Annotated in this window: 19 protein-coding genes and 2 pseudogenes; 10 read left to right on the forward strand and 11 right to left on the reverse strand. The window is 62.9% G+C overall.

What is annotated here, in order from left to right:
* Positions 1–439 precede the first annotated feature (439 nt).
* Entirely contained in the window at positions 440–1,222 is a 783-nt protein-coding gene (hisN, locus tag BLV09_RS18705; RefSeq protein ID WP_100383910.1) for a histidinol-phosphatase, read from the forward strand.
* Between the two features lie 19 nt (positions 1,223–1,241).
* Here the strand turns inward: hisN and BLV09_RS18710 are convergent, their stop codons facing one another.
* On the reverse strand, positions 1,242–2,132 hold the full coding sequence (locus BLV09_RS18710; RefSeq protein WP_146688405.1) for a LysR substrate-binding domain-containing protein: 891 nt from the start codon (positions 2,130–2,132) through the stop codon (positions 1,242–1,244).
* A gap of 259 nt (positions 2,133–2,391) precedes the next feature.
* Between BLV09_RS18710 and BLV09_RS18715 the strand changes: the two are divergent.
* Positions 2,392–2,949: pseudogene (locus BLV09_RS18715) on the forward strand (sulfite exporter TauE/SafE family protein); the annotation flags it as partial.
* A gap of 15 nt (positions 2,950–2,964) precedes the next feature.
* Here the strand turns inward: BLV09_RS18715 and BLV09_RS18720 are convergent.
* A protein-coding gene (locus BLV09_RS18720) for an IS5 family transposase (protein WP_146686312.1) occupies positions 2,965–3,728 on the reverse strand; the annotation gives its coding sequence in 2 pieces (ribosomal slippage) (positions 2,965–3,390 and positions 3,393–3,728; 762 coding nt in all).
* Between the two features lie 71 nt (positions 3,729–3,799).
* On the opposite strand from BLV09_RS18720, the pseudogene BLV09_RS18725 reads away from it, so the two are divergent.
* Positions 3,800–3,997: pseudogene (locus BLV09_RS18725) on the forward strand (sulfite exporter TauE/SafE family protein); the annotation flags it as partial.
* On the opposite strand, the gene BLV09_RS18730 reads toward BLV09_RS18725, so the two are convergent.
* Both BLV09_RS18730 and BLV09_RS18735 read right to left on the reverse strand, forming a co-directional pair.
* On the reverse strand, positions 3,976–4,623 hold the full coding sequence (locus BLV09_RS18730) for a LysE family translocator (protein ID WP_146688407.1): 648 nt from the start codon (positions 4,621–4,623) through the stop codon (positions 3,976–3,978). The pseudogene BLV09_RS18725 and the gene BLV09_RS18730 overlap by 22 nt on opposite strands.
* 12 nt (positions 4,624–4,635) lie before the next feature.
* Positions 4,636–5,583 (reverse strand): alpha/beta fold hydrolase, encoded by a 948-nt coding sequence (locus BLV09_RS18735; RefSeq protein ID WP_100383914.1) that lies wholly within the window; start codon positions 5,581–5,583, stop codon positions 4,636–4,638.
* A gap of 220 nt (positions 5,584–5,803) precedes the next feature.
* On the opposite strand from BLV09_RS18735, the gene BLV09_RS18740 reads away from it, so the two are divergent.
* A complete protein-coding gene (locus BLV09_RS18740) occupies positions 5,804–6,280 on the forward strand; it encodes an Hsp20 family protein (RefSeq protein WP_167558788.1) in 477 nt (158 codons plus the stop codon).
* Positions 6,281–6,425: 145 nt separating this feature from the next.
* On the opposite strand, the gene BLV09_RS18745 is transcribed toward BLV09_RS18740, so the two are convergent.
* Positions 6,426–7,136: a hypothetical protein gene (locus BLV09_RS18745; protein ID WP_146688409.1), complete on the reverse strand. Its 711-nt coding sequence runs from the start codon at positions 7,134–7,136 to the stop codon at positions 6,426–6,428.
* A gap of 456 nt (positions 7,137–7,592) precedes the next feature.
* Here BLV09_RS18745 and gltB point away from each other — a divergent pair, with 456 nt between their 5' ends.
* Together gltB and BLV09_RS18755 are read left to right on the forward strand one after the other, a co-directional pair.
* A complete protein-coding gene (gene gltB, locus BLV09_RS18750) occupies positions 7,593–12,326 on the forward strand; it encodes a glutamate synthase large subunit (RefSeq protein WP_146688410.1) in 4,734 nt (1,577 codons plus the stop codon).
* Between the two features lie 133 nt (positions 12,327–12,459).
* The gene (locus BLV09_RS18755) at positions 12,460–13,917 is read left to right on the forward strand and encodes a glutamate synthase subunit beta (RefSeq protein WP_146691189.1); all 1,458 of its coding nucleotides are present in this window, start codon (positions 12,460–12,462) and stop codon (positions 13,915–13,917) included.
* Between the two features lie 39 nt (positions 13,918–13,956).
* Here the strand turns inward: BLV09_RS18755 and BLV09_RS18760 are convergent, their stop codons facing one another.
* Complete coding sequence (locus BLV09_RS18760; RefSeq protein WP_433994406.1) at positions 13,957–15,711, reverse strand: outer membrane beta-barrel protein; 1,755 nt, start codon at positions 15,709–15,711, stop codon at positions 13,957–13,959.
* A 204-nt stretch (positions 15,712–15,915) separates the two neighbouring features.
* Here BLV09_RS18760 and BLV09_RS18765 point away from each other — a divergent pair, with 204 nt between their 5' ends.
* Positions 15,916–16,929, forward strand: coding sequence for a KpsF/GutQ family sugar-phosphate isomerase (locus tag BLV09_RS18765; RefSeq protein ID WP_146688411.1), 1,014 nt, complete (start codon positions 15,916–15,918; stop codon positions 16,927–16,929).
* A gap of 93 nt (positions 16,930–17,022) precedes the next feature.
* Here BLV09_RS18765 and BLV09_RS18770 read toward each other — a convergent pair whose 3' ends face one another.
* Positions 17,023–17,565 carry a carboxymuconolactone decarboxylase family protein gene (locus BLV09_RS18770; protein WP_146688412.1) on the reverse strand — a complete coding sequence of 181 codons (543 nt, stop codon included), beginning with the start codon at positions 17,563–17,565 and terminating at the stop codon, positions 17,023–17,025.
* Positions 17,566–17,637: 72 nt separating this feature from the next.
* Here BLV09_RS18770 and BLV09_RS18775 point away from each other — a divergent pair, with 72 nt between their 5' ends.
* Entirely contained in the window at positions 17,638–17,979 is a 342-nt protein-coding gene (locus BLV09_RS18775; protein WP_146688413.1) for a winged helix-turn-helix transcriptional regulator, read from the forward strand.
* Between the two features lie 193 nt (positions 17,980–18,172).
* On the opposite strand, the gene BLV09_RS18780 is transcribed toward BLV09_RS18775, so the two are convergent.
* The 3 genes from BLV09_RS18780 to hemH all read right to left on the reverse strand — a co-directional run bounded on the left by BLV09_RS18780 (position 18,173) and on the right by hemH (position 20,942).
* Positions 18,173–18,613, reverse strand: a complete 441-nt coding sequence (locus tag BLV09_RS18780; RefSeq protein ID WP_146688414.1) for an NfeD family protein — start codon at positions 18,611–18,613, stop codon at positions 18,173–18,175.
* 115 nt (positions 18,614–18,728) lie between these two features.
* Positions 18,729–19,724, reverse strand: a complete 996-nt coding sequence (locus tag BLV09_RS18785; protein ID WP_146688415.1) for an SPFH domain-containing protein — start codon at positions 19,722–19,724, stop codon at positions 18,729–18,731.
* Positions 19,725–19,904: 180 nt separating this feature from the next.
* A complete protein-coding gene (gene hemH / locus BLV09_RS18790) occupies positions 19,905–20,942 on the reverse strand; it encodes a ferrochelatase (RefSeq protein ID WP_146688416.1) in 1,038 nt (345 codons plus the stop codon).
* Between the two features lie 191 nt (positions 20,943–21,133).
* On the opposite strand from hemH, the gene BLV09_RS18795 reads away from it, so the two are divergent.
* A complete protein-coding gene (locus BLV09_RS18795; protein ID WP_146688417.1) occupies positions 21,134–21,532 on the forward strand; it encodes an MAPEG family protein in 399 nt (132 codons plus the stop codon).
* 6 nt (positions 21,533–21,538) lie between these two features.
* On the opposite strand, the gene BLV09_RS18800 is transcribed toward BLV09_RS18795, so the two are convergent.
* Complete coding sequence (locus BLV09_RS18800) at positions 21,539–23,629, reverse strand: M3 family metallopeptidase (RefSeq protein ID WP_146688418.1); 2,091 nt, start codon at positions 23,627–23,629, stop codon at positions 21,539–21,541.
* Between the two features lie 129 nt (positions 23,630–23,758).
* Here BLV09_RS18800 and BLV09_RS18805 point away from each other — a divergent pair, with 129 nt between their 5' ends.
* Positions 23,759–24,019, forward strand: a complete 261-nt coding sequence (locus BLV09_RS18805) for a hypothetical protein (protein WP_100383926.1) — start codon at positions 23,759–23,761, stop codon at positions 24,017–24,019.
* Positions 24,020–24,650 lie beyond the last annotated feature (631 nt).

The raw sequence follows: 24,650 nt of genomic DNA on the forward strand, positions 1-24,650 counted from the left end.
GAGTGACTGCCAAAAGAAAAAAGGGCCGCTTGAATGACAAGCGGCCCAAGTCTAGGGAGGAAACGCCCAAGGAGGGCAGCGATAGCGCGAGGCGCTACCGCACCGCAACAATATGCGACCGCGCTGCACAAAGCGCAAGAGTTTTTAACTGATTTCCCATGCAAATTTCGCCGGGCTTGCGCGCGAGCAACACATGGCCCGACCCTGCCATTTTCCTTCAGCTTCAATAACTTAGATCGACAGTTAGGAAGCAGGCTTCATAACTCCCAGGCCGTTCTCGATTTCGTGATCGGCATGGTTACCAAAAATGCACCGCTGCCCGCGGCAGACTCGTGCATGCAAAATACCAGTGCTGAGCGCCGGATAGCCGTGCGGGACGTGCTGGATTGGGCTAGGCAATGGCCGAAGCAATTTTCGCACTTCCCTTTAAGGAATAGCCGTGACGGTCATCGATTTTACAGCCTTTATCGGCCGCCTTGCGACCGCCTCCGGCGAAACCATCCTGCCGTTCTTCCGGACCTCGCTGAGCATCGACAATAAAAGCGTCAGCCATGATTTCGATCCGGTGACCGAAGCGGACCGCGCCGCGGAGGCAGTGATGCGGCGGCTGATCAAGGCCAATTTTCCCCAGCATGGCATCGTCGGCGAGGAATTCGGCAGCGAGCACGAAGATGCCGAATATGTCTGGGTGCTGGATCCCATCGACGGCACCAAATCCTTCATCGCCGGCTTCCCGATCTGGGGCACGCTGATCGCACTCTTGCACAGGGGCACGCCAGTGTTCGGCATGATGCACCAGCCCTATATCGGCGAACGTTTCAGCGGTGACAGCGGCTCGGCGCATTACCGCGGGCCGACGGGCGAACGGAAGCTGGCGGTGCGGCGCTGTGCTTCGTTACAGGATGCAACGCTGTTCACCACCAGTCCGCTGCTGATGAATGCCACCGATCGCGCCACTTTCGGCCGCGTTGAACAAGCGGTGCGGCTGACCCGTTACGGCGGCGACTGCTATTCCTACTGCATGCTCGCCGCCGGCCATCTCGATCTTGTCATCGAGACCGAACTGAAACCCTACGATATCGCGGCGCTGATCCCGATCATCACCGGTGCGGGGGGCATCGTCACCACCTGGGAAGGCAAGCCCGCACAAGGCGGCGGCCGGATCATCGCCGCCGGCGATCCGCGCGTGCACGAAGCCGCGCTCAAATTACTCAACGGCTAGCTGGTGCCAGGCCAGCGCCCTATTGCGCGGCGCTACGCAAATGCTCGACCAATTGCTTTGCCGGCCGCGGCAGCGACTTGAAGCTGCGCGCGCAGATGACAAGCTTGCGGTTGGCCCAACTGTCCCTGATCCTGACCGTTGCGATCGGCATGGATTGTGCGCAGCGCCTCGCGGCGGCTTCCGGAACGACCGCGATGCCGACATCCGCCGCCACCATCTGGCAGATCGCATCAAAGTCTCGCAGGCGAGCCCGGAAACGCAGGCGCATGCCAAGCCGCGCGGCGTGTTTGGCGATATGCAGCTGCAGCGCGGTCGAATTCGTCAAACCGACGAAGTCGTGATCGGCGACTTCCTGAAAATCGATCTGGCGGCGACCGGCAAACGTCCCGCGCCGCGCCGTCACCAGCGTCAAGCGATCCTCGCTAAAAACAAACCGCTCGACATTTTCAGGCAACGCATGTTCGGCGGCAAAGCCGAGATCCGCCGCGCCGGTCGCAATCGCCGCGGCGATATCGGTGCTCTCGCGTTCCTCGACATCGACATTGGTGTCGGGATGTGCGCGCAAGAACGCCGCGAGCGCCTTGGGCAGATGCTCCGACAGGCCGGAGGTATTGGCGAGCAGGTGAACGCTGGCCTTGGCGCCGCTGGCGAAGGCGGCGAGATCGCCGCGCATCGCATCGACATGGTGGATGACGACACGGGCGTGATCGAGCAGGCTTTCGCCCGCTGCGGTCAGCTCGACGCCGCGGCGGCCGCGCTTCAAAAGCATGACGCCGAGCGCGTCTTCGAGCCCCTTGATCCGAGCGCTTGCCGAGGCCAGCGCGAGATGGGCTGCAAGCGCCCCGCGCGTGATGCTGCGCGCATCGGCCACCGCGATAAACAGCTGCAGGTCAACCAGGTCGAAACGCATGGCGGTTTCTGTAAATCCCAGCCTTCGTCATAGCCGAAGGCTTAATCTGTAACCTCCAGATTGTGCCGATTAGGCGGATCGGTCAATGTGGCAGTGCCGCCAATTTGAAGTCCTGCGGTGCCCGCGGCAAATTCGATCAGGAACTTCAAATCGAGAAGCGGCACGGCAAGCCGTGATCGGCTAGTGCCCCTTTGCTTTCCGAAGTTCGCGCAAGGAGGTGCTGCAACGGTTCACGAATTTCGGAAAGTGGGCACTAGTTATGTTCGAGCCTCTCCTGCTTCTCATCGCCGCGGCGTTTCTGCTCGCGGGCTTCATCAAAGGCGTCATCGGCCTTGGCTTGCCGACGGTGTCGATGGGCCTGCTTGCGGTGACGATGCCGCCGGCGCACGCGCTTGCAATCGTGATCGTGCCCGCCGTCGTCACCAATATCTGGCAGACTTTTGTCGGCCCTTATCTGCGCGACATCATCCGGCGGCTGTGGCCGTTAATGCTGGGAACAGTGGTTGGCATCTGGCTGAATGCGGGATCGCTGACGGGACCTTACGCGCGCTACGGCACCGTCGCGCTCGGCATATTGCTGGTGATCTATGCGATCATCGGCTTGAGCAAATTCAGCGTCACGGTGGCGCGCGGCAACGAAAAATGGGTCGGCGGGATCGTCGGTCTCATCACCGGCGTGATTTCCGCCGCAACCGGCGTGCAGGTGATCCCTTCAATGCCGTTCATGCAGGCGATCGGCATGGAAAAGGACGAACTGGTGCAAGCGCTCGGGGTGTTCTTCACCGTCGCGACGCTTGGGCTGGCCTTCAACCTCACTAGGTGGTGTGGACACTTATCGCATCCATAAGATGATGGCTGCGAGAGTGATGACGGCAAGGTAATTTCGAGCGGTCTTTTCGAAGCGGGTGGCGACGCGGCGGAATTGCTTGAGCTTGGAGAAGCAGCATTCGACAAGATGGCGCTGGGCATAGAGATGTTTGTCGAGCGGATATTTGAGCGCGCGTGACGGGTTGTTGGGGATGACGGCGAGCGCTCCCTTGGCGGCGATGGCTTCGCGCAAATGATCGGCGTCATAGGCTGTATCGGCCATAACGATCTCGGCGGGCAATCCCTCGATCAATGCGGCGGCTTGCGGTGCATCGCCCTTCTGACCTGCGGTAAGCGTGAAGCGCACCGGACATCCCAGGCCGCGAACGGCCAGATGTATCTTGGTGCTCAGGCCGCCGCGCGAGCGGCCAAGCGCCTGATCTTCAGACCCCCTTTTTTCGCCCCGGCAGCGTGCTGATGCGCCCGGACGACGGTGGAATCGACGATCAGATATTCGAAATCCGGGTCGTCGGACATCGCCTCGAAGATCCGCCACCAAACACCCTTGATGCTCCATCGACTGAAGCGCCGGAACACGCTGTTCCAATCCCCGAACGCTTCCGGAAGATCACGCCAGGGAGAGCCCGTCCGCACGATCCACAGCACACCTTCCACGAACATCCGGTTGTCGCGCCCGGTGGAGCCTTTCTGGTCAGGCCGACCTATAATCAGAGGCGCCATCCGCTCCCAAGCCGCATCGCTCAAAACCAACCGATCCATCACACCCAAGGCCGCCTCCCAAAAAGAAGCCTTGAATCTGATTTGCTCCTAAAAGGGAATCCTTAGAGTCCACACCACCTAGCGCGGGACTGCTCAATGCATCGACCGCGCTGCCGGGCGCGGTTGCGATGGCGTGCTCTTTCGCCGGCATGTTCATCGGACAGGCGGTGCGCTCGCGGATACAGCCCGAAGACTTCCGCCGCTGGTTCCTGATCGCGATGATCTTTCTCGGCATCTATCTCGTCGGCAGCGCCATCTATAATATCGATCGCGCCTGAAGCGTGGCGATGCGGACGCCGAGATAGACCAACAGGCAGCCCAGCGCGCGGTTGATCCAGGGCAAAACGCGGCTGGATTGGCGGATGCGGCCCGCGGTACTTGCGGCGAACGCGGCCACGCCAAGGCACCACAGCGTGCCGTTGAATACGAAAATCAGACCGAGCAGCAGGAAGGCGATCGCCTTGTGCGACGCATCCGCCGCCACAAATTGCGGCAGGAAGGCGAGAAAGAACAGCGCCACTTTCGGGTTAAGCACATTGGTCAGCGCGCCCTGCCAGAACACCTGGCGCAGCGAGGCCGCGTCGCTTGCGATCGCTGCACTGTCATCGGGCGCATGCGCATGCGACAGCAACATTTTCATGCCGATGAAGCAGAGATAGGCCGCGCCCGCCCATTTGATTAGCATAAAGGCGGCCGATGAAGCCATCAGCAGGGCCGACAGGCCGATCGCGGCAGCGAAGACGTGAACCAGGCAGCCGCAGCCGATGCCGATAGCCGCCGCGGCGCCACCGCGCCATCCCGACTGCACGCTGCGGCCGACGATATAGGCCGTGTCAGGCCCCGGCGTGACGTTGAGCAGAACCCCGGAGAGAACGAACAGCCAGAGATCGTGAATGCCGAGCATTTTCGACGTCCCTCACCCGAACAACGGCGTACCCGGCACGAAGGCGTCGAACGCCGCCCAGAATTGCGAACGGTAACGATCCTGCTCCTGCAAGATCTCGTGTTTCGAGCCAGCGATCACGAGATGCGAGCCGGCACGCAGATGATAGGCGAACTCCTCGATCGCCGGCGTCGAAACCACGGCATCGTTGCTCGCGGCCAGCATCAGGATCGGCTGGCGAATCTGCGAGGGATAATGCATGGCGCGAAAGCCGCGCATCGCGGTGAACGCGGTATCGGCCCAGGCCACCGTCGGCGCCGCAATGCCCAGCGTCGGGTCTTCCTCGAGGATCGCCGCGTTGCGGGCGTAGCGCACGGGATCGCTGGTCAGGGGATTGTTGACGAACGACGACACGCCGACCAGCTGATCGTTGCCGCCGGGGACGTAGCGGCCGCCCTGGCCCGTGAGCCGCATGATCCGCAACAACGCGCGCGGCAGAAACGAGGTACGGCGTCCGGGCAGATCGATCATCGGGGCCGACAGCACCATGCGGTCGAACCAGCGCTTGCCGGCATGCGCCACCCGCAGCATCACAGCGCCGCCCATCGAATGCGCCAGCGCAAAGTACGGCGGCGGGCAATCCGGCATCACCACCTGCTGGACGAAGGTTTCGACGTCGATTTCGAAATCAGAGAAATCGCGGACATAGCCCTTGCGTGGATCGCGCAATCGCCGCGAGGAGTGGCCCTGCCCGCGCCAGTCGATCATCGCCACCGCGAAACCGCGGTCGCGCAGGTCGCGCACGGTCTCGAAATATTTTTCGATCTGTTCGCCGCGCCCGGTAAACACGCAGACGGTGCCTTTGCGATTGGCAGGCGGCGCCCAGCGCGCGAAACGCAATTCCGCGCCGTCAGGCGTCTTGATCGTGCCGCTGACAACATCTTCCGGAACGGGATTGGCGGGAATCGAGACAAGCGTCATGGCGGGGACCGGATAGGCGAAAAGCACTGAAAATCAAGGGCGTGAGCAGCAAAAAGCAGCGCGTTCCGGCCCTCTTGAACGCCCTCAAGCTCCTCCCATATCACCTTCGTGCAGGCCGCTACCAGTGTTTCGCAGGCCGAAACAAGGCTGCACATAGACGAAAGCCCGGCCCGATGGCGGGCGGGTTAACCGAAACAGTCGCTCAATGGAGGACTATCCTATGCGTACTTATGATCTAGCCCCGTTTTACCGTTCCACCGTCGGCTTCGACCGCTTCTTCTCGCTGCTCGATCGAGCCACCGCCGACGGCAGCCCCGGCTACCCGCCCTATAATATCGAGCGTACCGGCGAGAACGACTACCGCATCACGGTTGCCGTATCCGGCTTCGCGCAGGGCGAGCTTTCGATCGTCGCGAAGGAAAACACGCTGACGATCAAGGGCGAGAAATCAGCCAATGAGAACGGCAAGGACAAATCCGAGGTGCTCTATCGCGGCATCGCGGCCCGCGCCTTCGAGCGCGTCTTCCAGCTTGCCGATTTCGTGCAGGTAAAGAACGCCTCGCTTGAGCACGGTCTGCTCCATGTCGATCTCGTCCGCGAGATTCCCGAGGCCAAGAAGCCCCGCAGCATTCCGATTACCTCCGGCGCTCAGGCTCCGCAGGTCGTTGACGGCTCGGCCGAGAAAGTCGCCGCCTAACACGGTTCGATTTTCGGCAGATATTTGCTGAAACGAAAACGCCCCGGGGAAACCGGGGCGTTTTTGTCTGTTAGCACAGCGAAATAATCCACAGGCATGGCAAGACTGGATCGCTTCGTCGCTTGCTCCTCGCAATGACGCGACCCTATTCCAACCCCTGCACCTTCGGCATCTCCTGCGTCGGCTGGATGATCTGTGGCGCCGACGGCTTTGCCTCGACGGTGGCAGGAGCTGCGGGCGCCGGGGCCGGCGACACCTCAGCCGGTTTTACCTGGTTGGCGGCCGACTGCTGCGCCGGTACGGGTGCCGGAGCGGGCTTCTCTGCCAGCGGCTTCGGCTCGCCAAGACGCGGCGGCATTGCCTTGGGCAGCGGCACCGGCGGCGTACGGCTTGCCATTTTCGGGACGGACTCCGGCGGCCTTGCCTCGTCCGTGACCGCGCCCACCGGCGGCAGGCGCGCTGGCGGTCCGTAGGCGGCGGCCGAACCATCGTGGTAATTCGCGCCGAAATGGTCCGCCGGCATGAAACGGACAATCCGCCCGTCGCGAGCATCGATCACCAGGCGGCCATCGTCGCCGCGCCGATTGATCACGGAAATCGTATAAAAGAAGCCGCGCTGCCGCGGAATTCCGAGCGGCGAAAACCCGCTGTCACGCAGCACCGTGTAGACCTCGGTCGCCGGCAGCAATCTCGGACCGTAACCGGGGCCCGCCGGGGGCATGGCGGCGTAGGGCCCGTTGAAATCGGAAACGGCCGCGTAGCCCGGAGTTCCGCCGGGGGCCTGCACCTGAGCATTTGCGGAGGTGGCGGCCAGAACAAGCCCCGCCAACATGACCCATCCCGTGAACAGCTTCATCACCCGTCGCTCCTGTAAAGCCCCCGGTCCCGGAGCGTTTTCGCTCCATGGTCTTGCCGGCAATTTCGTTGTGGAATCCGGCAGTCCTTTGGCCGGATCGCGGCACGCTTGCCTCAAATCGGGGAAGCGGCCGTTTGGCCACGTCACCTGCGGATCTGTCATGCGGCCGGGGACTTTCACGTGCTTGTATGATAGAAAAAAATTTGGCATGGTCGGGGTTAGGACAGCATCACTGTCTCAATTTCGGCGCGAGCCCGGCACAGGGATTGCACTGAAAGTCGGGTGCGCACGCGCCAGGAAGTTAAAAGGCAAGGTCGTTCATACGGGACGTCTGAACGCCCAGGCCTTAATTCTGAAATTGCGGCTCGCGAAGGACGAGCGGTGGCCCGGTGGGTACCGCAAGCGCCCAAGGTGCGCCGACGGTGAGGCCCTTGCCGGATTGAGAGGACTTTTAAGATGAGCGGGTCGGAATTCGAGCGCGAAAACATCGTGACGGATGTGCTGTCGGCGGCCCCGGATTCAAAACCGGCCGAGCCCGCCCGCGAACATACCTGGCGCCCGCCGGCTGAGGGACTTTACGACCTCAGCCTGGAAAAGGATTCCTGCGGCGTCGGCTTCATCGCCAACATCAAGGGCAAGAAGTCGCATCAGATCGTCTCCGACGCGATCAGCATTCTCTGCAACCTCGAACATCGCGGCGCGGTCGGCGCCGATCCGCGCGCCGGCGACGGTGCCGGAATTCTGGTGCAGATTCCGCACGCCTTCTTCGTGCGCAAGGCCGCCGAGATCGGCTTCCAATTGCCGAAGCAGGGCGAATACGCCGTCGGCGCACTGTTCATGCCGAAGGAGACGGCGTGGCGTAACGTCATCAAGAGCATCATCGCCGACCAGATCAAGGCCGAAGGCCTGATGCTGCTTGGCTGGCGTGATGTCCCGACCGACAATTCCTCGCTCGGCGAAACCGTCAAGCCGACCGAGCCTGCCAACATGCAGGTGTTCATCGGCCGCAACGGCACGGCGAAGACCGAAGACGATTTCGAACGGCGGCTTTACATCCTGCGCAAGTCGATCTCACAGGCGATCTATCAGCGCCGCGACCGCGGCCTCGCCGGCTATTACCCGGTCTCGATGTCGTGCCGCACCGTGATCTACAAGGGCATGTTCCTCGCCGATCAGCTCGGCAGCTACTATCCCGACCTGCATGAGCCCGATTTCGAGAGCGCGCTGGCGCTGGTGCATCAGCGCTTCTCCACCAACACGTTCCCGACCTGGTCGCTGGCGCATCCCTATCGAATGATCGCGCACAACGGCGAGATCAACACGCTGCGCGGCAACGTCAACTGGATGGCAGCGCGGCAGGCCTCGGTCAGTTCGGATCTCTACGGCAAAGACATCAGCCGGCTGTGGCCGATCTCCTATGAAGGGCAGTCCGACACCGCCTGCTTCGACAACGCGCTCGAATTCCTGGTGCAAGGCGGCTACTCGCTGCCGCACGCGGTCATGATGATGATTCCGGAAGCCTGGGCCGGCAACCCCCTGATGGATGAGCAGCGCCGCGCGTTCTACGAATATCACGCCGCAATGATGGAGCCGTGGGACGGCCCCGCCGCGATCGCCTTCACCGACGGCCGCCAGATCGGCGCCACGCTCGATCGCAACGGCCTGCGGCCGGCGCGCTATCTCGTGACCAGTGACGACCGCATCGTCATGGCCTCCGAAATGGGCGTGCTGAAAATCCCCGAGGAGCAGATCATCACCAAGTGGCGGCTGCAGCCCGGCAAGATGCTGCTGGTCGACCTCGAACAGGGCCGCCTCATTCCCGACGACGAGATCAAGGCGTCGCTGGCCAAGAGCCATCCCTATCGCGATTGGCTGGGCCGCACCCAGATCGTTTTGGAGGATTTGCGGGGCGCGCCGACCAAGGGCATGCGCTCCAACCTGCCGCTGCTCGACCGGCAGCAGGCGTTCGGCTATTCGCAGGAAGACATCAACATCCTGATGACGCCGATGGCGGCCACCGGCGAGGAAGCCGCGGGCTCGATGGGCAACGACACGCCGATCTCGGCGCTGTCGGACCGGCCGAAGCAGCTCTTCACCTATTTCAAGCAGAACTTTGCGCAGGTCACCAACCCGCCGATCGACCCGATCCGCGAGGAGTTGGTGATGAGCCTCGTTTCGATCATCGGGCCGCGTCCCAATCTGTTCGATCTGCAGGGCCTTGCCGCCACCAAGCGCCTCGAAGTGCGCCAGCCGATCCTGACCGATGCCGATCTGGAAAAGATCCGCTCGATCTCCGAGATCGCCGACACCCATTTCAAGTCGCGCACGCTCGACACCACCTTCCATGCCGGCTTCGGCGCGGCCGGGCTCGAGCAGGTGCTCGATGAATTGTGCGCGCGCGCGGAAGGCGCCGTCCGTGAGGGCGTCAACATCATCATCCTGTCCGACCGCATGGCCGGCTCGGACCGGATTCCGATTCCCTCGCTGCTCGCCTGCGCCGCCGTGCATCATCATTTGATTCGTGTCGGGTTGCGCACCTCGGTCGGGCTCGTGATCGAATCCGGCGAACCGCGCGAAGTGCATCACTTTGCCTGCTTGGCCGGTTACGGCGCCGAAGCGATCAATCCCTATCTTGCGTTCGAAACCATCATTTCGATGAAGGACCGGCTGCCGGGATCGCTCGACGATTATGAAATCGTCAAGCGCTACATCAAGTCGATCGGCAAGGGCCTGTTGAAGGTGATGTCGAAGATGGGCATCTCGACCTATCAGTCCTATTGCGGCGCGCAGATCTTCGACGCCGTCGGATTGAAGGCGGATTTCGTCGCGAAATATTTTGCCGGCACCCACACCCGCATCGAAGGCGTGGGCCTTGCCGAAATCGCCGAGGAAACCGCGCGCCGCCATGCCGACGCGTTCGGCGATGCGCCGGTGTTCAAGAACGCGCTCGACGTCGGCGGCGAATACGCCTACCGCACCCGCGGCGAGGATCACGCCTGGACGGCTGAATCGGTCTCCACGCTGCAGCACGCGGTGCGCGGCAATTCGCTGGAGCGTTACCGCGCGTTCGCCAAGATCCTCAACGAGCAGTCCGAGCGGCTGTTGACGCTGCGCGGCCTGTTCAAGATCAAGAGCGCCGAGGACGAGAAGCGCAAGCCGGTGCCGCTCGACCAGGTCGAGCCGGCCAAGGATATCGTCAAGCGTTTCGCCACCGGCGCGATGTCGTTCGGCTCGATCTCGCGCGAGGCGCACACCACGCTTGCGATCGCCATGAACCGGATCGGCGGCAAGTCCAACACCGGCGAAGGCGGCGAAGAATCCGATCGCTTCAAGCCGATGCCGAACGGCGATTCGATGCGCTCGGCGATCAAGCAGGTCGCCTCCGGCCGCTTCGGCGTGACGACGGAATATCTTGTCAACTCCGACATGATGCAGATCAAGATGGCGCAGGGCGCCAAGCCCGGCGAAGGCGGACAGTTGCCCGGCCACAAGGTCGACGCGACCATTGCGCGCGTGCGGCACTCGACGCCCGGCGTCGGTCTGATCTCGCCGCCGCCGCATCACGACATCTATTCGATCGAGGATCTGGCGCAGCTGATCTACGATTTGAAGAACGTCAATTCGGAAGGCCAGGTCTCGGTCAAGCTGGTCTCCGAAATCGGCGTCGGCACGGTCGCGGCCGGTGTCGCCAAGGCGCGCGCCGACCACGTGACGATCGCCGGCTTCGAGGGCGGCACCGGTGCGTCTCCCCTCACCTCGATCAAGCACGCCGGCAGCCCCTGGGAGATCGGCCTCGCCGAGACCCATCAGACGCTGGTGCGCGAACGGCTGCGCAGCCGCATCGTGGTGCAGGTCGACGGCGGCTTCCGCACCGGACGCGACGTGGTGATCGGCGCGCTGTTGGGGGCCGACGAGTTCGGCTTTGCGACTGCGCCTTTGATCGCGGCCGGCTGCATCATGATGCGCAAGTGCCATCTCAACACCTGCCCGGTCGGCGTCGCGACGCAGGATCCGGTGCTGCGCAAGCGCTTCACCGGCCAGCCCGAGCATGTCATCAACTACTTCTTCTTCGTCGCCGAGGAAGTCCGCGAGATCATGGCCGCGCTCGGCTATCGCACCTTCAACGAGATGATCGGCCAGACCCAGATGCTGGACCAGTCGACGCTGGTGGCGCACTGGAAGGCAAAGGGGCTCGACTTCTCGAAGCTGTTCGTTCGCCAGAAGGAACAGCCCGGCCAGAAGATCTATCATGCCGAAAAGCAGAACCATCATCTGGAGGCCGTGCTCGACCGCAGGCTGATCGAGAATTCGCGGGCCGCACTCGACCGCGGCGCGCCGGTCAAGTTCGACATGGAGATCAACAACACCGACCGCAGCGCCGGGGCGATGCTGTCCGGCGCGGTGGCGAAGATCTACGGCCATGCCGGACTCCCGCTCGACACCATCCAGGTCAACTTCAAGGGCACCGCGGGACAGGCGTTCGGCGCGTGGCTGGCGCGTGGCGTCACCTTCGATCTCGAAGGCGAAGGCAACGACTATGTCGGCAAGGGCTTGTCCGGCGGCCGCATCATCGTCAAGCCGCCGCGCAATTCCGGTATCGTGCCGGAAGAGTCGATCGTGGTCGGCAACACCGTGATGTACGGCGCGATCGAGGGCGAATGCTATTTCCGCGGCATCGCCGGCGAACGTTTCGCGGTGCGTAACTCCGGCGCGGTTGCTGTAGTGGAAGGCGCCGGCGATCATTGCTGCGAATACATGACCGGCGGCATCGTCGTGGTGCTCGGCAAGACCGGGCGCAACTTTGCGGCCGGCATGTCCGGCGGCATCGCCTATGTGCTCGATGAGGCCGGGGACTTCGAAAAGCTCTGCAACATGGCGATGGTCGAGCTCGAGCCGGTGCTCTCGGAAGAGATGATCAACGAGAACACCTATCACCACATCGGCGACCTCGAGGCCCATGGCCGGGTCGACGTGTTCAAGGATTTGCTCGACTCCGATGTCGAGCGGCTGCACGTCCTGATCACGCGCCACGCCAAGCTGGCGGGATCGAAACGCGCCGCCGACATTCTCGCGAACTGGAAGACGTGGCTGCCGAAATTCCGCAAGGTGATGCCGGTGGAATACCGCCGCGCGCTGAAGGAAATGAAGGCGAACGCCGACGCCGAACCAAAGATCGCGATCGGGGCGTAAAACAAAAAAGCGTCATTCTGGGGCGCGCGTCGCGCGAACCCGGAATCTCGCGGGGTAACATCTAGATTCCGGGTCTGCGCCTGCGGCGCATCCCGGAATGACCAAACAGAGGTTTCAGGGGACGTCGGGTGTAATGGGCAAGATTACAGGTTTTCTCGAGATCGAACGTCATGATCGCAAGTATGCGCCGGTCGTCGAGCGCGTAAAGCACTTCAACGAGTTTGTCCTTCCCTTGAGCGAGAAGGAAACCCGCGATCAGGCCGCGCGCTGCATGAACTGCGGCATTCCCTATTGCCACGGCACCGGCGCGGTCGCGCCGGGCACGCCGGGCTGCCCGGTCAACAACCAGATTCCTGACTTCAACGATCTGGTCTACCAGGGCAATTGGGAAGAGGCCTCGCGCAACCTGCATTCGACCAATAATTTCCCGGAGTTCACCGGCCGCATCTGCCCGGCGCCGTGCGAAGCCTCCTGCACGCTCAACATCGACGACAATCCCGTCACCATCAAAACCATCGAATGCGCAATCGTCGATCGCGCCTGGGACAATGGCTGGGTGAAGCCGGAACTGCCGTTGAGCAAAACCGGCAAGAAGGTCGCCGTGATCGGCTCCGGGCCCGCCGGCATGGCCTGTGCGCAGCAACTCGCGCGCGCCGGCCATGAGGTGCATGTCTACGAGAAATACGCCAAGGCCGGCGGGCTCCTGCGTTACGGGATTCCCGACTTCAAGATGGAGAAGCACGTCATCGACCGCCGGATCGCGCAGATGGAAGCCGAGGGTGTAGTGTTCCACTACGGCACCCCTGTCGGCGGCGCGGCACAAGGCGCGATCGATCCGCGCGAGCTGGCGAAGCAGTATGACGCGCTGGCGCTGACCGGCGGCGCCGAAGCCCCGCGCGACCTGCCGATTCCCGGCCGCGACCTCGCCGGTATTCACTTCGCGATGGATTTTCTGCCGCAGCAAAATCGCCGCGTCTCCGGCGAGCCGCTCGACGGCACAGCCGACATTCTCGCCGACGGCAAGCATGTGGTTGTGATCGGCGGCGGCGACACCGGCTCGGACTGCATCGGCACCTCGTTCCGACAGGGCGCTAAGTCGGTGACGCAGCTCGAGATCATGACGGCGCCGCCCGAGCATGAGAACAAGGGCCTGTCCTGGCCGAACTGGCCGCTGAAGATGCGGACCTCGTCGAGCCAGGCCGAAGGCGCCAAGCGCGAATTCGCGGTGCTGACGCAGAAGTTTTCAGGCGCCGACGGCAAGGTCGCGAAACTGCATTGCGTGCAGGTCGACGACAAGTTCAAGCCGCTTCCCGGCACCGAATTCGACCTCGATGCCGAACTGGTGCTGCTGGCGATGGGCTTTGTGCATCCGGTGCACGAGGGCCTGTTGAAGACGCTCGGCGTCGATCTCGACCAGCGCGGCAATGTGCGGGCCAACACCTCGGACTATCACACCTCGAAGCCGAACGTGTTCTCCGCCGGCGACATGCGCCGCGGCCAATCGCTGGTCGTCTGGGCGATCCGCGAAGGCCGCCTCTGCGCGCGCTCGATCGATCAGTTCCTGATGGGGAAGACGGATTTGCCGCGGTGAGGTTTTCGCGCCAGCTTCTTTGATCCCTCTTCCTGGCGATCAATTCTGCAACCGCACTCCAAGCATCGCCACCGTCGACGCCGAACCGGCGCCGACGATGTTGGAATCGAGGATGTCGCGACGCAGCGTGCCCTTGATCCAGAGATTGCGGGTCATCTTGTAAACCACGTCGCCCTCGATGGTGTAGACTTGGTCGGTGCGGCCGTCGCCCTGATAGTCCATGGTGCCGTAAGTGAACTTGCCGATCGCCGTCAACCAGCGGCGGAAGTCGTGATCGACCTCGAACGTGTAGAGACGCGTCAGGACGCCCGAAGTGCCGGGCAGCGTGGTCTCGTCGATCGAGGTGGTGGAATAGAATTTAGCCGTGGTCAGCGGCGTCGCGGTCCAGGTCAGTGAGGCCGCGGTGAGCAAGCCCGAGAGCTGGTTGAGCCTGGGATCGACGTAGTTGCGCGCGGCGTAGCCGATCGAGATTTCGCCGGTCAGCAGCCGCGTGAATTCAAAGGACGTGCCGACCTTGGCATAGCCGCCGCTGGAATCGCGGTCATAGCCGTTGCGGTCGAATTCCAGATCGTGCACGCGGGTATCGCCCTCGGCCTCAACGAACGGCTTCAGCGCCGGCGTCACCTCATAGCTGACGCGGCCGACGCCGCCATACTGGTTGAAGTTGCGGTCATCGTTGGACGACGTGGTGCCATCAGTGAGCGCGGAGTCCTGGTAGACCGTGCGATCGACGGTGCCGCCGACGGCGACATTCAGGCGGTTGAAATTCTGGTCGATGCCGAAGGTGCCGCCGAACGACGTGTAGATCGGGTATCTGAGAAGTCCGGCCTGGACGTTCGGGCTGCCCGGATTATCGGTGGAAACCAAAAGGCGCGCTTGCGCGGTCAAATAGGTGTTTTCGGTGACGTCGAGGCGGCCGTCGACATGGCCAATGAAGTTCGGCCGGCTGACATCGGTCGGCGCCGAGGACACCGCGCCATCGATGGTCGGCGGCAGGCTGTTGCCATAACCGGTGAACGAGCCCCTGAGATCGGCGACCAGCGCGTGGCGATCCCAGTCCGACACGGCGACAAATTCCGGCGCGACCACCCAGAACGGCAATCCCTTCGGCACATTGGTGCGGCCGGGATTGGTGTCGTAGCCGGCGCTGACCTCGACCGCGGACTCGATCAGGAAGCTGCCGGCGTAATCGCCGACCGCGCCGAACGGATCGTCATCGACCTTCAGCCGCTTGCGCGGCGGCTGGCCAGGCACCGTACCGGCCATCGCGGGCGGCAGCGGCGTTTTGTTGGCGGACTCGGATGGCGCAATCGACAGCCGCAGATATCCGGCCGCGTTCACCGGCGGCGGCGTGGGCGGCGAGCTGCCGGGCCCCACCGGTGCTTTCGGCTTGGCCTGACCGGGATAAAGCTGCGGCTTCTTGCGGGTGCGATTGAGCGAATCGAAACCTGAATCGGATGCGCCGTTGGCAGCCGGCAAGCCGTAGGTCGGAATCTGGCCGATCCGGGACGGCGCCGGCGTATCCTCGCCGCGAAGCCCGCTGTCATCGGTCGAATTGCCGTTGATATCGACGCCGCCGGCGTTATCGCCGCCAACACTGTTGCTCGATGCGGTCTTGCGCAACGGCAAATCCTGCGGCGAGACGAAGTCGCCTCGCGTCGGCCGGAACAGGTCGGGAGTCAGCGTCTGAGCCTGCGCGGAGGTCTCATGGCAGGCGACCAGCGCAAGGCATGGCAATAGCGCGCGCAAGGTCATTGCGCGCTTGCGACGGCCCCAGGCTGGACCCGACTTCACGATGGAAATACCCCAACGAATTCATACGCATGCCGATCGAGTTCCATTCACGCGGGATACGGCCCAGGAAAACGTCGTTAATGGAGTTAAAACAATTATGGTTAATGAGGCGTTGAGGAACCGGACCCTGCGTCGCCTCCCGGATTCGGCCGTGCTATGAAGCGCGCCCGGGGACGAGCGCGATCCCCTTCCTGGAAATCAGACATGGCCAAACCGAAACCGCTGATGGCAAATTCATCCGGTACCGACGATGCGGACACCGCCGTTCAATCCGCGCTGCGAACACTCGACGCCGAGGGCAGCGGCATAGCGGCAATTGCCGCAGCCCTTCAGGGGCCGCTTGGGTCTGCCTTTACCGCTGCCGTCGATCTGATCCGCGAGGCCAAGGGCCGCGTGATCGTCACCGGCCTCGGCAAGTCGGGCCATGTGGCGCGCAAGATCGCCGCTACCTTTGCTTCCACCGGCACGCCCGCCTTCTTCGTGCACTCGGCCGAGGCGAGCCATGGCGATCTCGGCATGATCACCGCCGATGACGTCATCGTGGCGCTGTCATGGTCCGGCGAGCAGCCAGAGATGAAGAACCTCATCACCTACGCCAAGCGCTTCCGGATCGCGCTGATCGCGATGACGGCGGAATCCGAATCCACCTTGAGCAAGGCCGCCGACGTCGCGCTGACGCTGCCCAAGGCCCGCGAGGCCTGCCCGCACAACCTGGCGCCGACCACCTCCTCGCTGATGCTGCTGGCGCTGGGCGATGCGCTGGCGATCGCGCTATTGGAGGGCCGCGGCTTTACGTCGGTTGATTTCAGCGTGCTACACCCCGGCGGCAAGCTCGGCGCCCTGCTGAAATATACCCGTGACCTCATGCATGCCGGCGACGCGGTGCCGCTGCGGCCGCTGGGGACGCGAATGTCCGATGCGCTGGTCGAGATGTCGTCCAAAGGTTTTGGCTGCGTCGGCATCGTCGATGCACACGGGCACGTCGTCGGCATCGTCACCGACGGCGACCTTCGCCGTCACATGCGCCCGGACCTGATGACCGCGCTGGTCGACGACGTGATGACGAAGAATCCCAAGACCATCGGCCGCGACCTGCTCGCCAGCGAGGCGCTGGAAATCCTCAACTCCTCGAAGATCACCGCGCTGATCGTGACCGATGCCAGGAAACCGGTCGGCATCTTGCATCTGCACGATTTGCTGCGCGCGGGCGTGGCGTAACCCAAGGACGTCATTCCGGGGCGTGTCGAAGACACGAACCCGGAATCTCGAAATTCCGGGTTTGCTCATTTCATTCGCGCCCCGGAATGACGGTCAGTTGGCCGGAAATCGTGCCGCCTTCTCCTCGAGCGGCAGATCCAGCCCGTTCGCGAGATACGACACCGTGCGATAGAAGCCGCAGAGCAGGATGATCTCGAATATCTGCGCGTCATCGTAATGCGCCGATAACGCGGTGAATTCGGCATCATCCAGCGTGGCTCGATGATGCAATGCGTCAACCGCCGTGATCAGCACCTGCTCGGCCGCCGACCAGCACCGCGCGGCGGCGCCCTTAAGCACCGTGGCGCGGACCTGCTCGCCGGTCAGACCGGCAGCCTCGCCGAAAGCCGCGACATGCACGCCCCACTCATATTCACATCCGGTCAGAGCACAGGTCCGGTCGATGACGATTTCGCGTTCCCGCAACGGGAGCGGGCCTCGATCCAGCAGGCTTCCGGCACGGAATTTCTCCCAGGCGCGGGCGTTGCCGGCGATGACTCGGAACAAGGCCAGCGGCGGGCGGCCGCGCATGATCCGGTCGAATTGCTGCTGGATATCCGGAGCGTAAGGCGGTTGCAGCGCTGCGATACGTGACATGGCCGTCTCCTATGCTACAATAAATGTAGCATTACGCTACATTATCTGTAGCGAACCGCAAGGGAGCCTTCGATGCCGAAACAGATCGCACCGTTGAAAAAAACGAGGGTTCGCGGCTCGACGTCGGGACGGCCGATCATGGCGCTGCTCGACCTTCTGGGGCGGCGATGGACGTTGCGGATCATCTGGGAACTTCGCGAGCAGCCGCTGACATCTCGCGCGCTGCGCACGGCCTGCGACGACGCCTCGCCCACCGTGCTGCAGGCACGACTGTCCGACTTGCGAGGCGCCGGCTTCGTCGAACTCATCCCCGGCGACGGCTATCGCCTGACGGTGCTGGGCCGGGAATTATTCGAGGAATTCCTGCCGCTGCACCGCTTCGCCGAGCGATGGAGCAAGCGCGGGGCGAGTTGAACAGCGAGAGCCACATACTCGGAAACACCTCTCCCCTTGTGGGAAAGGTCGGCGCGCGAAGCGTGCCGGGTGAGGGGTTAGGATTTATCGATAGACCGTGACCCTTCACCCCAGCCCTCTCCCACAGGGGAGAGGGAGCACAGTTGCGTTCGTGGCAGGCTTCACTCCAACTAAGAAGGGGATCGCGCGTTGATCAGGCTGCAGCCACCGTCAGGCTGGCGCCGTCAGCCTGCACGATCTTGACCCGGCTGCCGGCGGGCGCATCAGGACCGGCGACGCGCCAGATCGTGTCGTCGATCCGCACCGTGCCGGAACCGTCGATGATCGGCTTTTCCAGCGTGAACACCCGTCCGACCAGCGCATCGGCGCGCTTGTTCAGGAACGGATTGCTGGCGGCAGGCGCACTGCGTGCCAGCCGGCGCCACAGCGGCACCGCCGCGGCGGCGAACACCGCGAACATCAAAAGCTGCGTCTGCCAGGACGGATTGATCGCGAACGACAGCAGGCCGACCAGCAGCGAGGCGAGCCCGAGCCAGAACAGGAACACGCCGGGCGCGACCAGCTCCAGCGCCATCAGGATGAAGCCGAAGATCAGCCAGTTCCAGGTGCCCAGCGTCGAAAACATCTCGGCCATCGTGTGACCCTCTCTAGACTTACTCGATATCGCCCCGACGGCCATGCGCCCCCTCTCCCCCTGTGGGAGAGGTGACCGAACTCGCAGGCTTCGATTCGTTTTTCATGAATGGACTCTAGCGTTGTGGCGCAACCGGCGGGTTCGGCCCGGTGCTCGGGACCGAGGGACGGCGCGCGGCAGCAGCAGCCGAAGCGACGCTTTCCCCAAACGTGGCTTTCGCGATCTCGCCGATACCCGCGAGCGAGCCTAAAATGCTCATCGCCTCGATCGGCAGCATGATGATCTTCTGGTTCGGCGAGTCAGCCAGTTGGCCGAACGCCTTGATGTATTTGTCGGCAATAAAATAGTTCAGCGCGGCAACGTCGCCCTTGGCGATGGCCTCAGAGACCATCTGCGTCGCCTTGGCTTCCGCTTCGGCTGAGCGTTCGCGCGCTTCGGCGTCGCGGAAGGCGGCTTCGCGGCGGCCTTCGGCTTGCAGGATCTGGCCCTGCTTGGCGCCTTCGGCGCGCAGGATTTCCGATTGCCGCTGGCCTTCTGCCTGCAGAATATCGGCGCGCTTGACGCGCTCAGCCTTCATCTGGCGTCCCATCGCTTCCACAAGGTCGGCCGGCGGCACGATGTCCTTGATCTCGATGCGGTTGACCTTCAATCCCCACGGGGAGACCGCGGCATCGACCACGCGCAGCAATCGCTCGTTGATCTCGTCGCGATGCGAAAGCACCTGATCGAGATCCATCGAGCCCATCACCGAGCGGATATTGGTCATGGTCAGCACGATGATCGCCTGCTCGAGATTGGAGACCTCATAGCTCGCTTTCGCGGCGTCGAACACCTGAAAGAACGCGACACCGTCCACGGTCACCGTGGCGTTGTCCTTGGTGATCACTTCCTGCTCGGGAATACTGATCACCTGCTCCATCATGTTCATCTTGCGGCCGACACGGTCGAAATAGGGAATGATGAGATTGAGCCCCGGCGACAGCGTGCGGGTGAATTTGCCGAACCGCTCGATGGTCCAGTCGTATCCCTGCGGCACAGTCTTGACGCCGGCAAACAGCGTGAAGATAACCAGCAGCACCAGCGCGATCGCGAAAATATCAAAGCCAGTCATAAATCCTCCAAAGCGGCGGCCCACGAGTCGTTTCCGCACGCAGTCTCATGCAGTTTTGTTTTGTCGGTATGACTGCGACGCCGGTTCAGCCGGCTTTTCGACCATTAGGTAGGGTGCAGTTTACGGGCCGCCAGATCTATGGAAGATGAACGCCGGGCGACGTATCGCGTTAGTTAATTGTCAGATCCAGCCTTGAAGCTCGCGCAGCACGAGCTGGCGGATGACGTCCATGCCGGGCTCGCTGTCATTGAGGCAGGGGATCGCGGCGAATTGCTCGCCGCCATTGTGCTTGAAGATCTCGGCGTTTTCCTGCGCGATTTCTTCCAGCGTCTCCAGGCAATCAGCCGAGAAGCCGGGCATAACTACCGCCATGCGCCGGACACCGTCCTTCGCGAGCTGCGCCACGGTCTTGTCGGTATAGGGCTGCAGCCACTGGTCGAAGCCGAAGCGCGACTGAAATGTAAGGATCAGCTTTGACGCATCAAGGCCCATGCGCTTGCGCAACGCGTCCGTCGTTGCAATGCACTGCGCCTGATAGGGGTCGCCCTTGTCGATATATTTTTGCGGCATGCCGTGGAACGAAGCCACGATCAGCTCGGGCTGGAACGGCAACGTCGCAAGATGGGCATTGATCGAAACCGCCAGCGCCTCGATGTAGTCAGGGTCGTCGTAATAAGGCGGCGTCACCCGCAGGATCGGTTGCGCGCGCATCTCGCGAAGCACGGCAAACACCTCGTCGCATACGGTCGCCGATGTCGCGGCTGAGTATTGCGGATAGAGCGGCACCACCAGCAGCCGGTCGCAGCCCTGCGCCGTCAACGCTTCGATGCGCGAGCGGATCGACGGATTGCCATAGCGCATCGCCCAATCCACTACGACATGTTCATGATCCGATATGGCCGCGGCAAGCTTTTCGGACTGCGCGCGCGTGATAGTCTTGAGCGGAGATTCGTTTTTCTCGGTGTTCCAGATCTTCCGGTAATCGCGCGCCTTGCGCGCCGGACGGATCTGCAGGATGACGCCGTTCAGCACCAGCTTCCAGTACAGTCCCTGATTTTCGATCACGCGCGGATCGGACAGGAATTCCCGGAGATAGACCCGAACCCCCTTGGTGTCCGCGCTGTCGGGGGTGCCGAGATTGACCAGGAGAACGCCGATGCGTCCCGGCCCGACGCCGGCGGACGCCTTTGCTGTTTCGATGGGAACGGCTACGCTCATGATCTCAGGGGCTTCGCGCGTTGAACCATCCTTGTCAAGGCAACGAAAGCTTCGCTTGAAACTGATTCAGCGAGGCGGAGATCAGCCCCTGCGCTCGATCTTTTATTGGGCATGATCTTCTCCGAAAACCGGTTGCCACTTTTCGGGATCATGCCCTAGGCTCCAGGATTGCCGCGCATCAGGGAGGAACCATGACGGCAGCCGAATGGTGCGTTTTCGGAACGCTGCTGCTTTATTTGCTGACAATCGCTCCGATCAAATGGATCGGATTTCGCCGTTTCGACAATTCCAGACCGCGCGACCCCGCCTTTTATAACGATCCCATTCGGGCGCGTGCGCTGGGCGCGCACCAGAACGGCATCGAGGCGTTTCCGTTCTTCGCGGTCGCGGTGTTGCTGGCGGAATTTCGTGCCGGCCCGCAACGCCTCATCAATGAACTGGCGCTGCTGTTCCTGATCGTGCGGATTGCTTACGTCCTCACTTATGTCGGCGATCGGCCGACGCTGCGGTCGATCCTGTGGGCGATCGGCTTCGCGATCAATATCGCGATCTTCTTCCTGCCGGCGATCCGCAACTATCTGCCGATGTGAAACCGGTCAGGCTGCCTCCGGCGTTTCCAGCAGGCCGCGGCGGCGCAGCAGCGCGTCGGGTTCCGGCTCGCGGCCGCGGAAGGCGACATAGGCCTCTTCCGGATCGCGCGAGCCGCCCGATGCATAGATGTCGTCGAGCAGGCGTTTGGCGGTTGGGGGATCGAAGATGTCACCGGCCTCCTCAAAGGCGCCGAATGCGTCCGCGTCCATCACTTCCGACCACATGTAGCTGTAATAGCCCGACGCGTAGTGATCGCCGGAGAAGATATGGCCGAATTGCTGCGGCCGGTGCCGCATCGAGATTTCCGCGGGCATGCCGATCTTTTCCAGCTCCTGACGCTCGAACGCCCGCACGTCCCGGCTGGCCGCGGCCGGCTGGGTGTGGAATTCGAGATCGACCAGCGCCGAGGAGACGAATTCCACCGTGGCAAAGCCCTGGTTGAATTTGCGCGCGGCGAGGAAGCGCTTCAGGAGATCGTCCGGCAACGGCTCGCCGGTCTGGTAATGCCGCGCAAACTGCCGCAGCACCTGCGGCTGCTCCTGCCAGTGCTCGTAAAGCTGCGAGGGCAGCTCGACGAAATCGGTGAACACGCTGGTGCCCGACAGCGAGGGATAGGTCACCTCGGACATCATCCCGTGCAGGCCGTGGCCGAATTCATGGAACAGGGTGCGGGCGTCGTCCGGCGAGAGCAATGACGGCTCGCCGTCGGCGCCCTTGGCGAAATTGCAGACATTGATCACCAGCGGCGCGATCTCGCCGTCGAGCTTCTGCTGGTCGCGCAACGAGGTCATCCAGGCCCCCGAGCGCTTCGAGGGCCGGGCGAAGTAGTCGCCGTAGAACAGCGCCTTGTGCTTGCCGGCGCTATCCTTGACCTCCCAGACCCGCACGTCCGGATGCCAGACCGGAATGTCCTTGCGCTCGGAGAAGGTGACGCCGAACAGACGGGTGGCGCAGTCGAAGGCGGCCTCGACCATGTGGTCGAGCGAAAGATAGGGCTTGATCGCGGCATCGTCGAAATTGGCTTTGGCCTGGCGCAGCTTTTCGGCGTAGTAGCGCCAGTCCCACGGCGCCAGCGCGAAATTGCCGCCGTCCTCCGCGACCAGCGCCTGCAGATCATCACGATCGGCGAGCGCCCGGGCGCGCGCCGGCTTCCAGACCCGCTCCAGCAGGCCACGCACGGCTTCCGGCGTCTTGGCCATCGAATCCTCCAGCCGGTAAGCGGCGAAGGTCGGGAAGCCGAGAAGCCTGGCGCTCTCTTCGCGCAACGCCAGGATCTCGACGATCACGGCGTTATTGTCGTTGTCGTTGCCGTTGTCGCCGCGGGCGACGAAGGCCTTGTAGGCCTTCTCGCGCAGGTCGCGCCGGGCGGCGCTCTTGAGGAACGGCTCGACCGAGGACCGGGACAGCGTCACGATCGCCTTGCCGGCCATGCCGCGCTCCTCGGCGGCGGCCTTTGCGGCTGCGACAAAACTGTCCGAAAGGCCCTCGCGATCGGCCTCGCCGAGCTCCATGAACCAGTCCTGCTCGTCGCCGAGCAGATGATGGCTGAACGCTGTGCCGAGATGCGCCAGGCGCTCATTGATCTCGGCCATCCGCGCCTTCGCCGGCTCGTCGAGGCCCGCACCGGAGCGATGGAAGCGGGTGTAGGTGCGCTCCAATAGCCGCATTTCTTCGCCGGTCAGCCCCAGCGTGGCGCGGTTGTCGTGCAACAGCGCGATCCGGCCGAACAGCACTGCGTTCATCATGATCGGATTCCAGTGCCGCGCCATCCGCAGCGAGACCTCCTTGTCGATCTCCAGCAGCGCCGGATTGGAATGCGCCGAGACCAGGTCGTAGAACACCGCCGACACCTTGGAGAGCAGCTTGCCCGAGCGCTCGAGCGCGGTGATGGTGTTGGGGAAGTCCGGCGTCGCCGGGTCATGCGTAATGGCGGCGATCTCGGCGGAATGATCGGCGAAGGCCTGCTCGAACGCAGGCAGGAAATGCTCGGGCACGATCTCCGCGAATGGCGGGGTCTCGAACGGCGTCTGCCACGCCTTCAGAAGCGGGTTTGCTGCGCTCTGCGAGGTGGCCGCGGTTTGCAGGGTATCTGACATCACAATTCCCGTTTTTCGCCACGATTGGACCTGCGATCTATATCACGCGATGGGGCTTTTTTGGGCCTTTTGCGCTTGATAGCAGGGGCCTTTTCGGAGAGATTGCGCCCCTGAAACAGGAACTATCAGATGAGCTTACAGCCCTCACCGACCGGCACGCGCGAGATCGTCTGGCCCAGTGTCGTCACCGTCATCAGCGCGGCGATCCTGATCGGCGCCGAGGTGTTTGGCGCGGCGTTCGCCGGCGGCTGGGCACTCGCGATCCTGTTCGGCCTCGAGGACACCGGCGCGCACATCCTGCAGGCGGTGCTGTTTGCGATCGGCGTGTTCGTCATGATCGCGTTCGTCCGCGCCGCGCAGCGCGTCGAGCCGTTCACGCGCCGCGCGTGAGCGCGTCGGCGCTAGCAAGCGCTTTGAGCTGAGAGAGCTCAGCGCCGCAGGCTTCAAACACTCTTCTCTCGCCGCCAGCGCTTACGTCTCGTTAAACAAGCTTAACATCCGTTCAGATTCAGCGACGCTTGCGAGCACGCGCGCAAGAAAGTTGTCTGCAGCACAAAAAAAATCTTGCGAAGCGGACTCAAAAACCCTATTTGCGTTCTTGCCCAATTTCGCACGTGCCTGTGGTCGTGTGTCAGTCGGTAGGTATCCGGACAAGAGGCCGGACAGCCGCCAAGGGACGAAGAACCGAGGGTCGCTCAAGTCGCTTCAAACTTGAGAGGCCAGCATCTCTCTCCAGAGGTGCCGTTGAAGGTCTCTTTGCTCCTTGCAACCGTGACTGGCAGCCGGAGGCGAACCGGCGCACCCCGCTCTCAACGGGGGACGCGACTTAAAGCAACGACGGATCGGGCTTTTTTGGTCTCTACCGGCATTCCACCGCCGGCGCGGGCTACTGAAAAGGCTTGTCCTTCATTGCCAGGTGTGCGGGCGGGAGCATTCCCAACCAATCCACGGCAGCACAATTCGGTCTGAGTTCGAGGCTTCGTCGCGTCTCCATCGTGCGGCTACGCCAACAAACTCACGT

Origin of the sequence: Bradyrhizobium canariense (assembly GCF_900105125.1) — a bacterium.
GTDB lineage: Bacteria > Pseudomonadota > Alphaproteobacteria > Rhizobiales > Xanthobacteraceae > Bradyrhizobium > Bradyrhizobium canariense_A.

What these genes read in the sequence shown, in the direction of transcription:
- BLV09_RS18710 (WP_146688405.1), bottom strand. Translation starts at nt 2,132, where the DNA reads ATGCGTTTCGACCTGGTTGACCTGCAGCTGTTTATCGCGGTGGCCGAT.
- BLV09_RS18730 (WP_146688407.1), bottom strand. Translation starts at nt 4,623, where the DNA reads ATGCTCGGCATTCACGATCTCTGGCTGTTCGTTCTCTCCGGGGTTCTG.
- BLV09_RS18735 (WP_100383914.1), bottom strand. Translation starts at nt 5,583, where the DNA reads ATGACGCTTGTCTCGATTCCCGCCAATCCCGTTCCGGAAGATGTTGTC.
- BLV09_RS18740 (WP_167558788.1), top strand. Translation starts at nt 5,804, where the DNA reads ATGCGTACTTATGATCTAGCCCCGTTTTACCGTTCCACCGTCGGCTTC.
- BLV09_RS18745 (WP_146688409.1), bottom strand. Translation starts at nt 7,136, where the DNA reads ATGAAGCTGTTCACGGGATGGGTCATGTTGGCGGGGCTTGTTCTGGCC.
- gltB (WP_146688410.1), top strand. Translation starts at nt 7,593, where the DNA reads ATGAGCGGGTCGGAATTCGAGCGCGAAAACATCGTGACGGATGTGCTG.
- BLV09_RS18755 (WP_146691189.1), top strand. Translation starts at nt 12,460, where the DNA reads ATGGGCAAGATTACAGGTTTTCTCGAGATCGAACGTCATGATCGCAAG.
- BLV09_RS18765 (WP_146688411.1), top strand. Translation starts at nt 15,916, where the DNA reads ATGGCCAAACCGAAACCGCTGATGGCAAATTCATCCGGTACCGACGAT.
- BLV09_RS18770 (WP_146688412.1), bottom strand. Translation starts at nt 17,565, where the DNA reads ATGTCACGTATCGCAGCGCTGCAACCGCCTTACGCTCCGGATATCCAG.
- BLV09_RS18775 (WP_146688413.1), top strand. Translation starts at nt 17,638, where the DNA reads ATGCCGAAACAGATCGCACCGTTGAAAAAAACGAGGGTTCGCGGCTCG.
- BLV09_RS18780 (WP_146688414.1), bottom strand. Translation starts at nt 18,613, where the DNA reads ATGGCCGAGATGTTTTCGACGCTGGGCACCTGGAACTGGCTGATCTTC.
- BLV09_RS18785 (WP_146688415.1), bottom strand. Translation starts at nt 19,724, where the DNA reads ATGACTGGCTTTGATATTTTCGCGATCGCGCTGGTGCTGCTGGTTATC.
- hemH (WP_146688416.1), bottom strand. Translation starts at nt 20,942, where the DNA reads ATGAGCGTAGCCGTTCCCATCGAAACAGCAAAGGCGTCCGCCGGCGTC.
- BLV09_RS18795 (WP_146688417.1), top strand. Translation starts at nt 21,134, where the DNA reads ATGACGGCAGCCGAATGGTGCGTTTTCGGAACGCTGCTGCTTTATTTG.
- BLV09_RS18800 (WP_146688418.1), bottom strand. Translation starts at nt 23,629, where the DNA reads ATGTCAGATACCCTGCAAACCGCGGCCACCTCGCAGAGCGCAGCAAAC.
- BLV09_RS18805 (WP_100383926.1), top strand. Translation starts at nt 23,759, where the DNA reads ATGAGCTTACAGCCCTCACCGACCGGCACGCGCGAGATCGTCTGGCCC.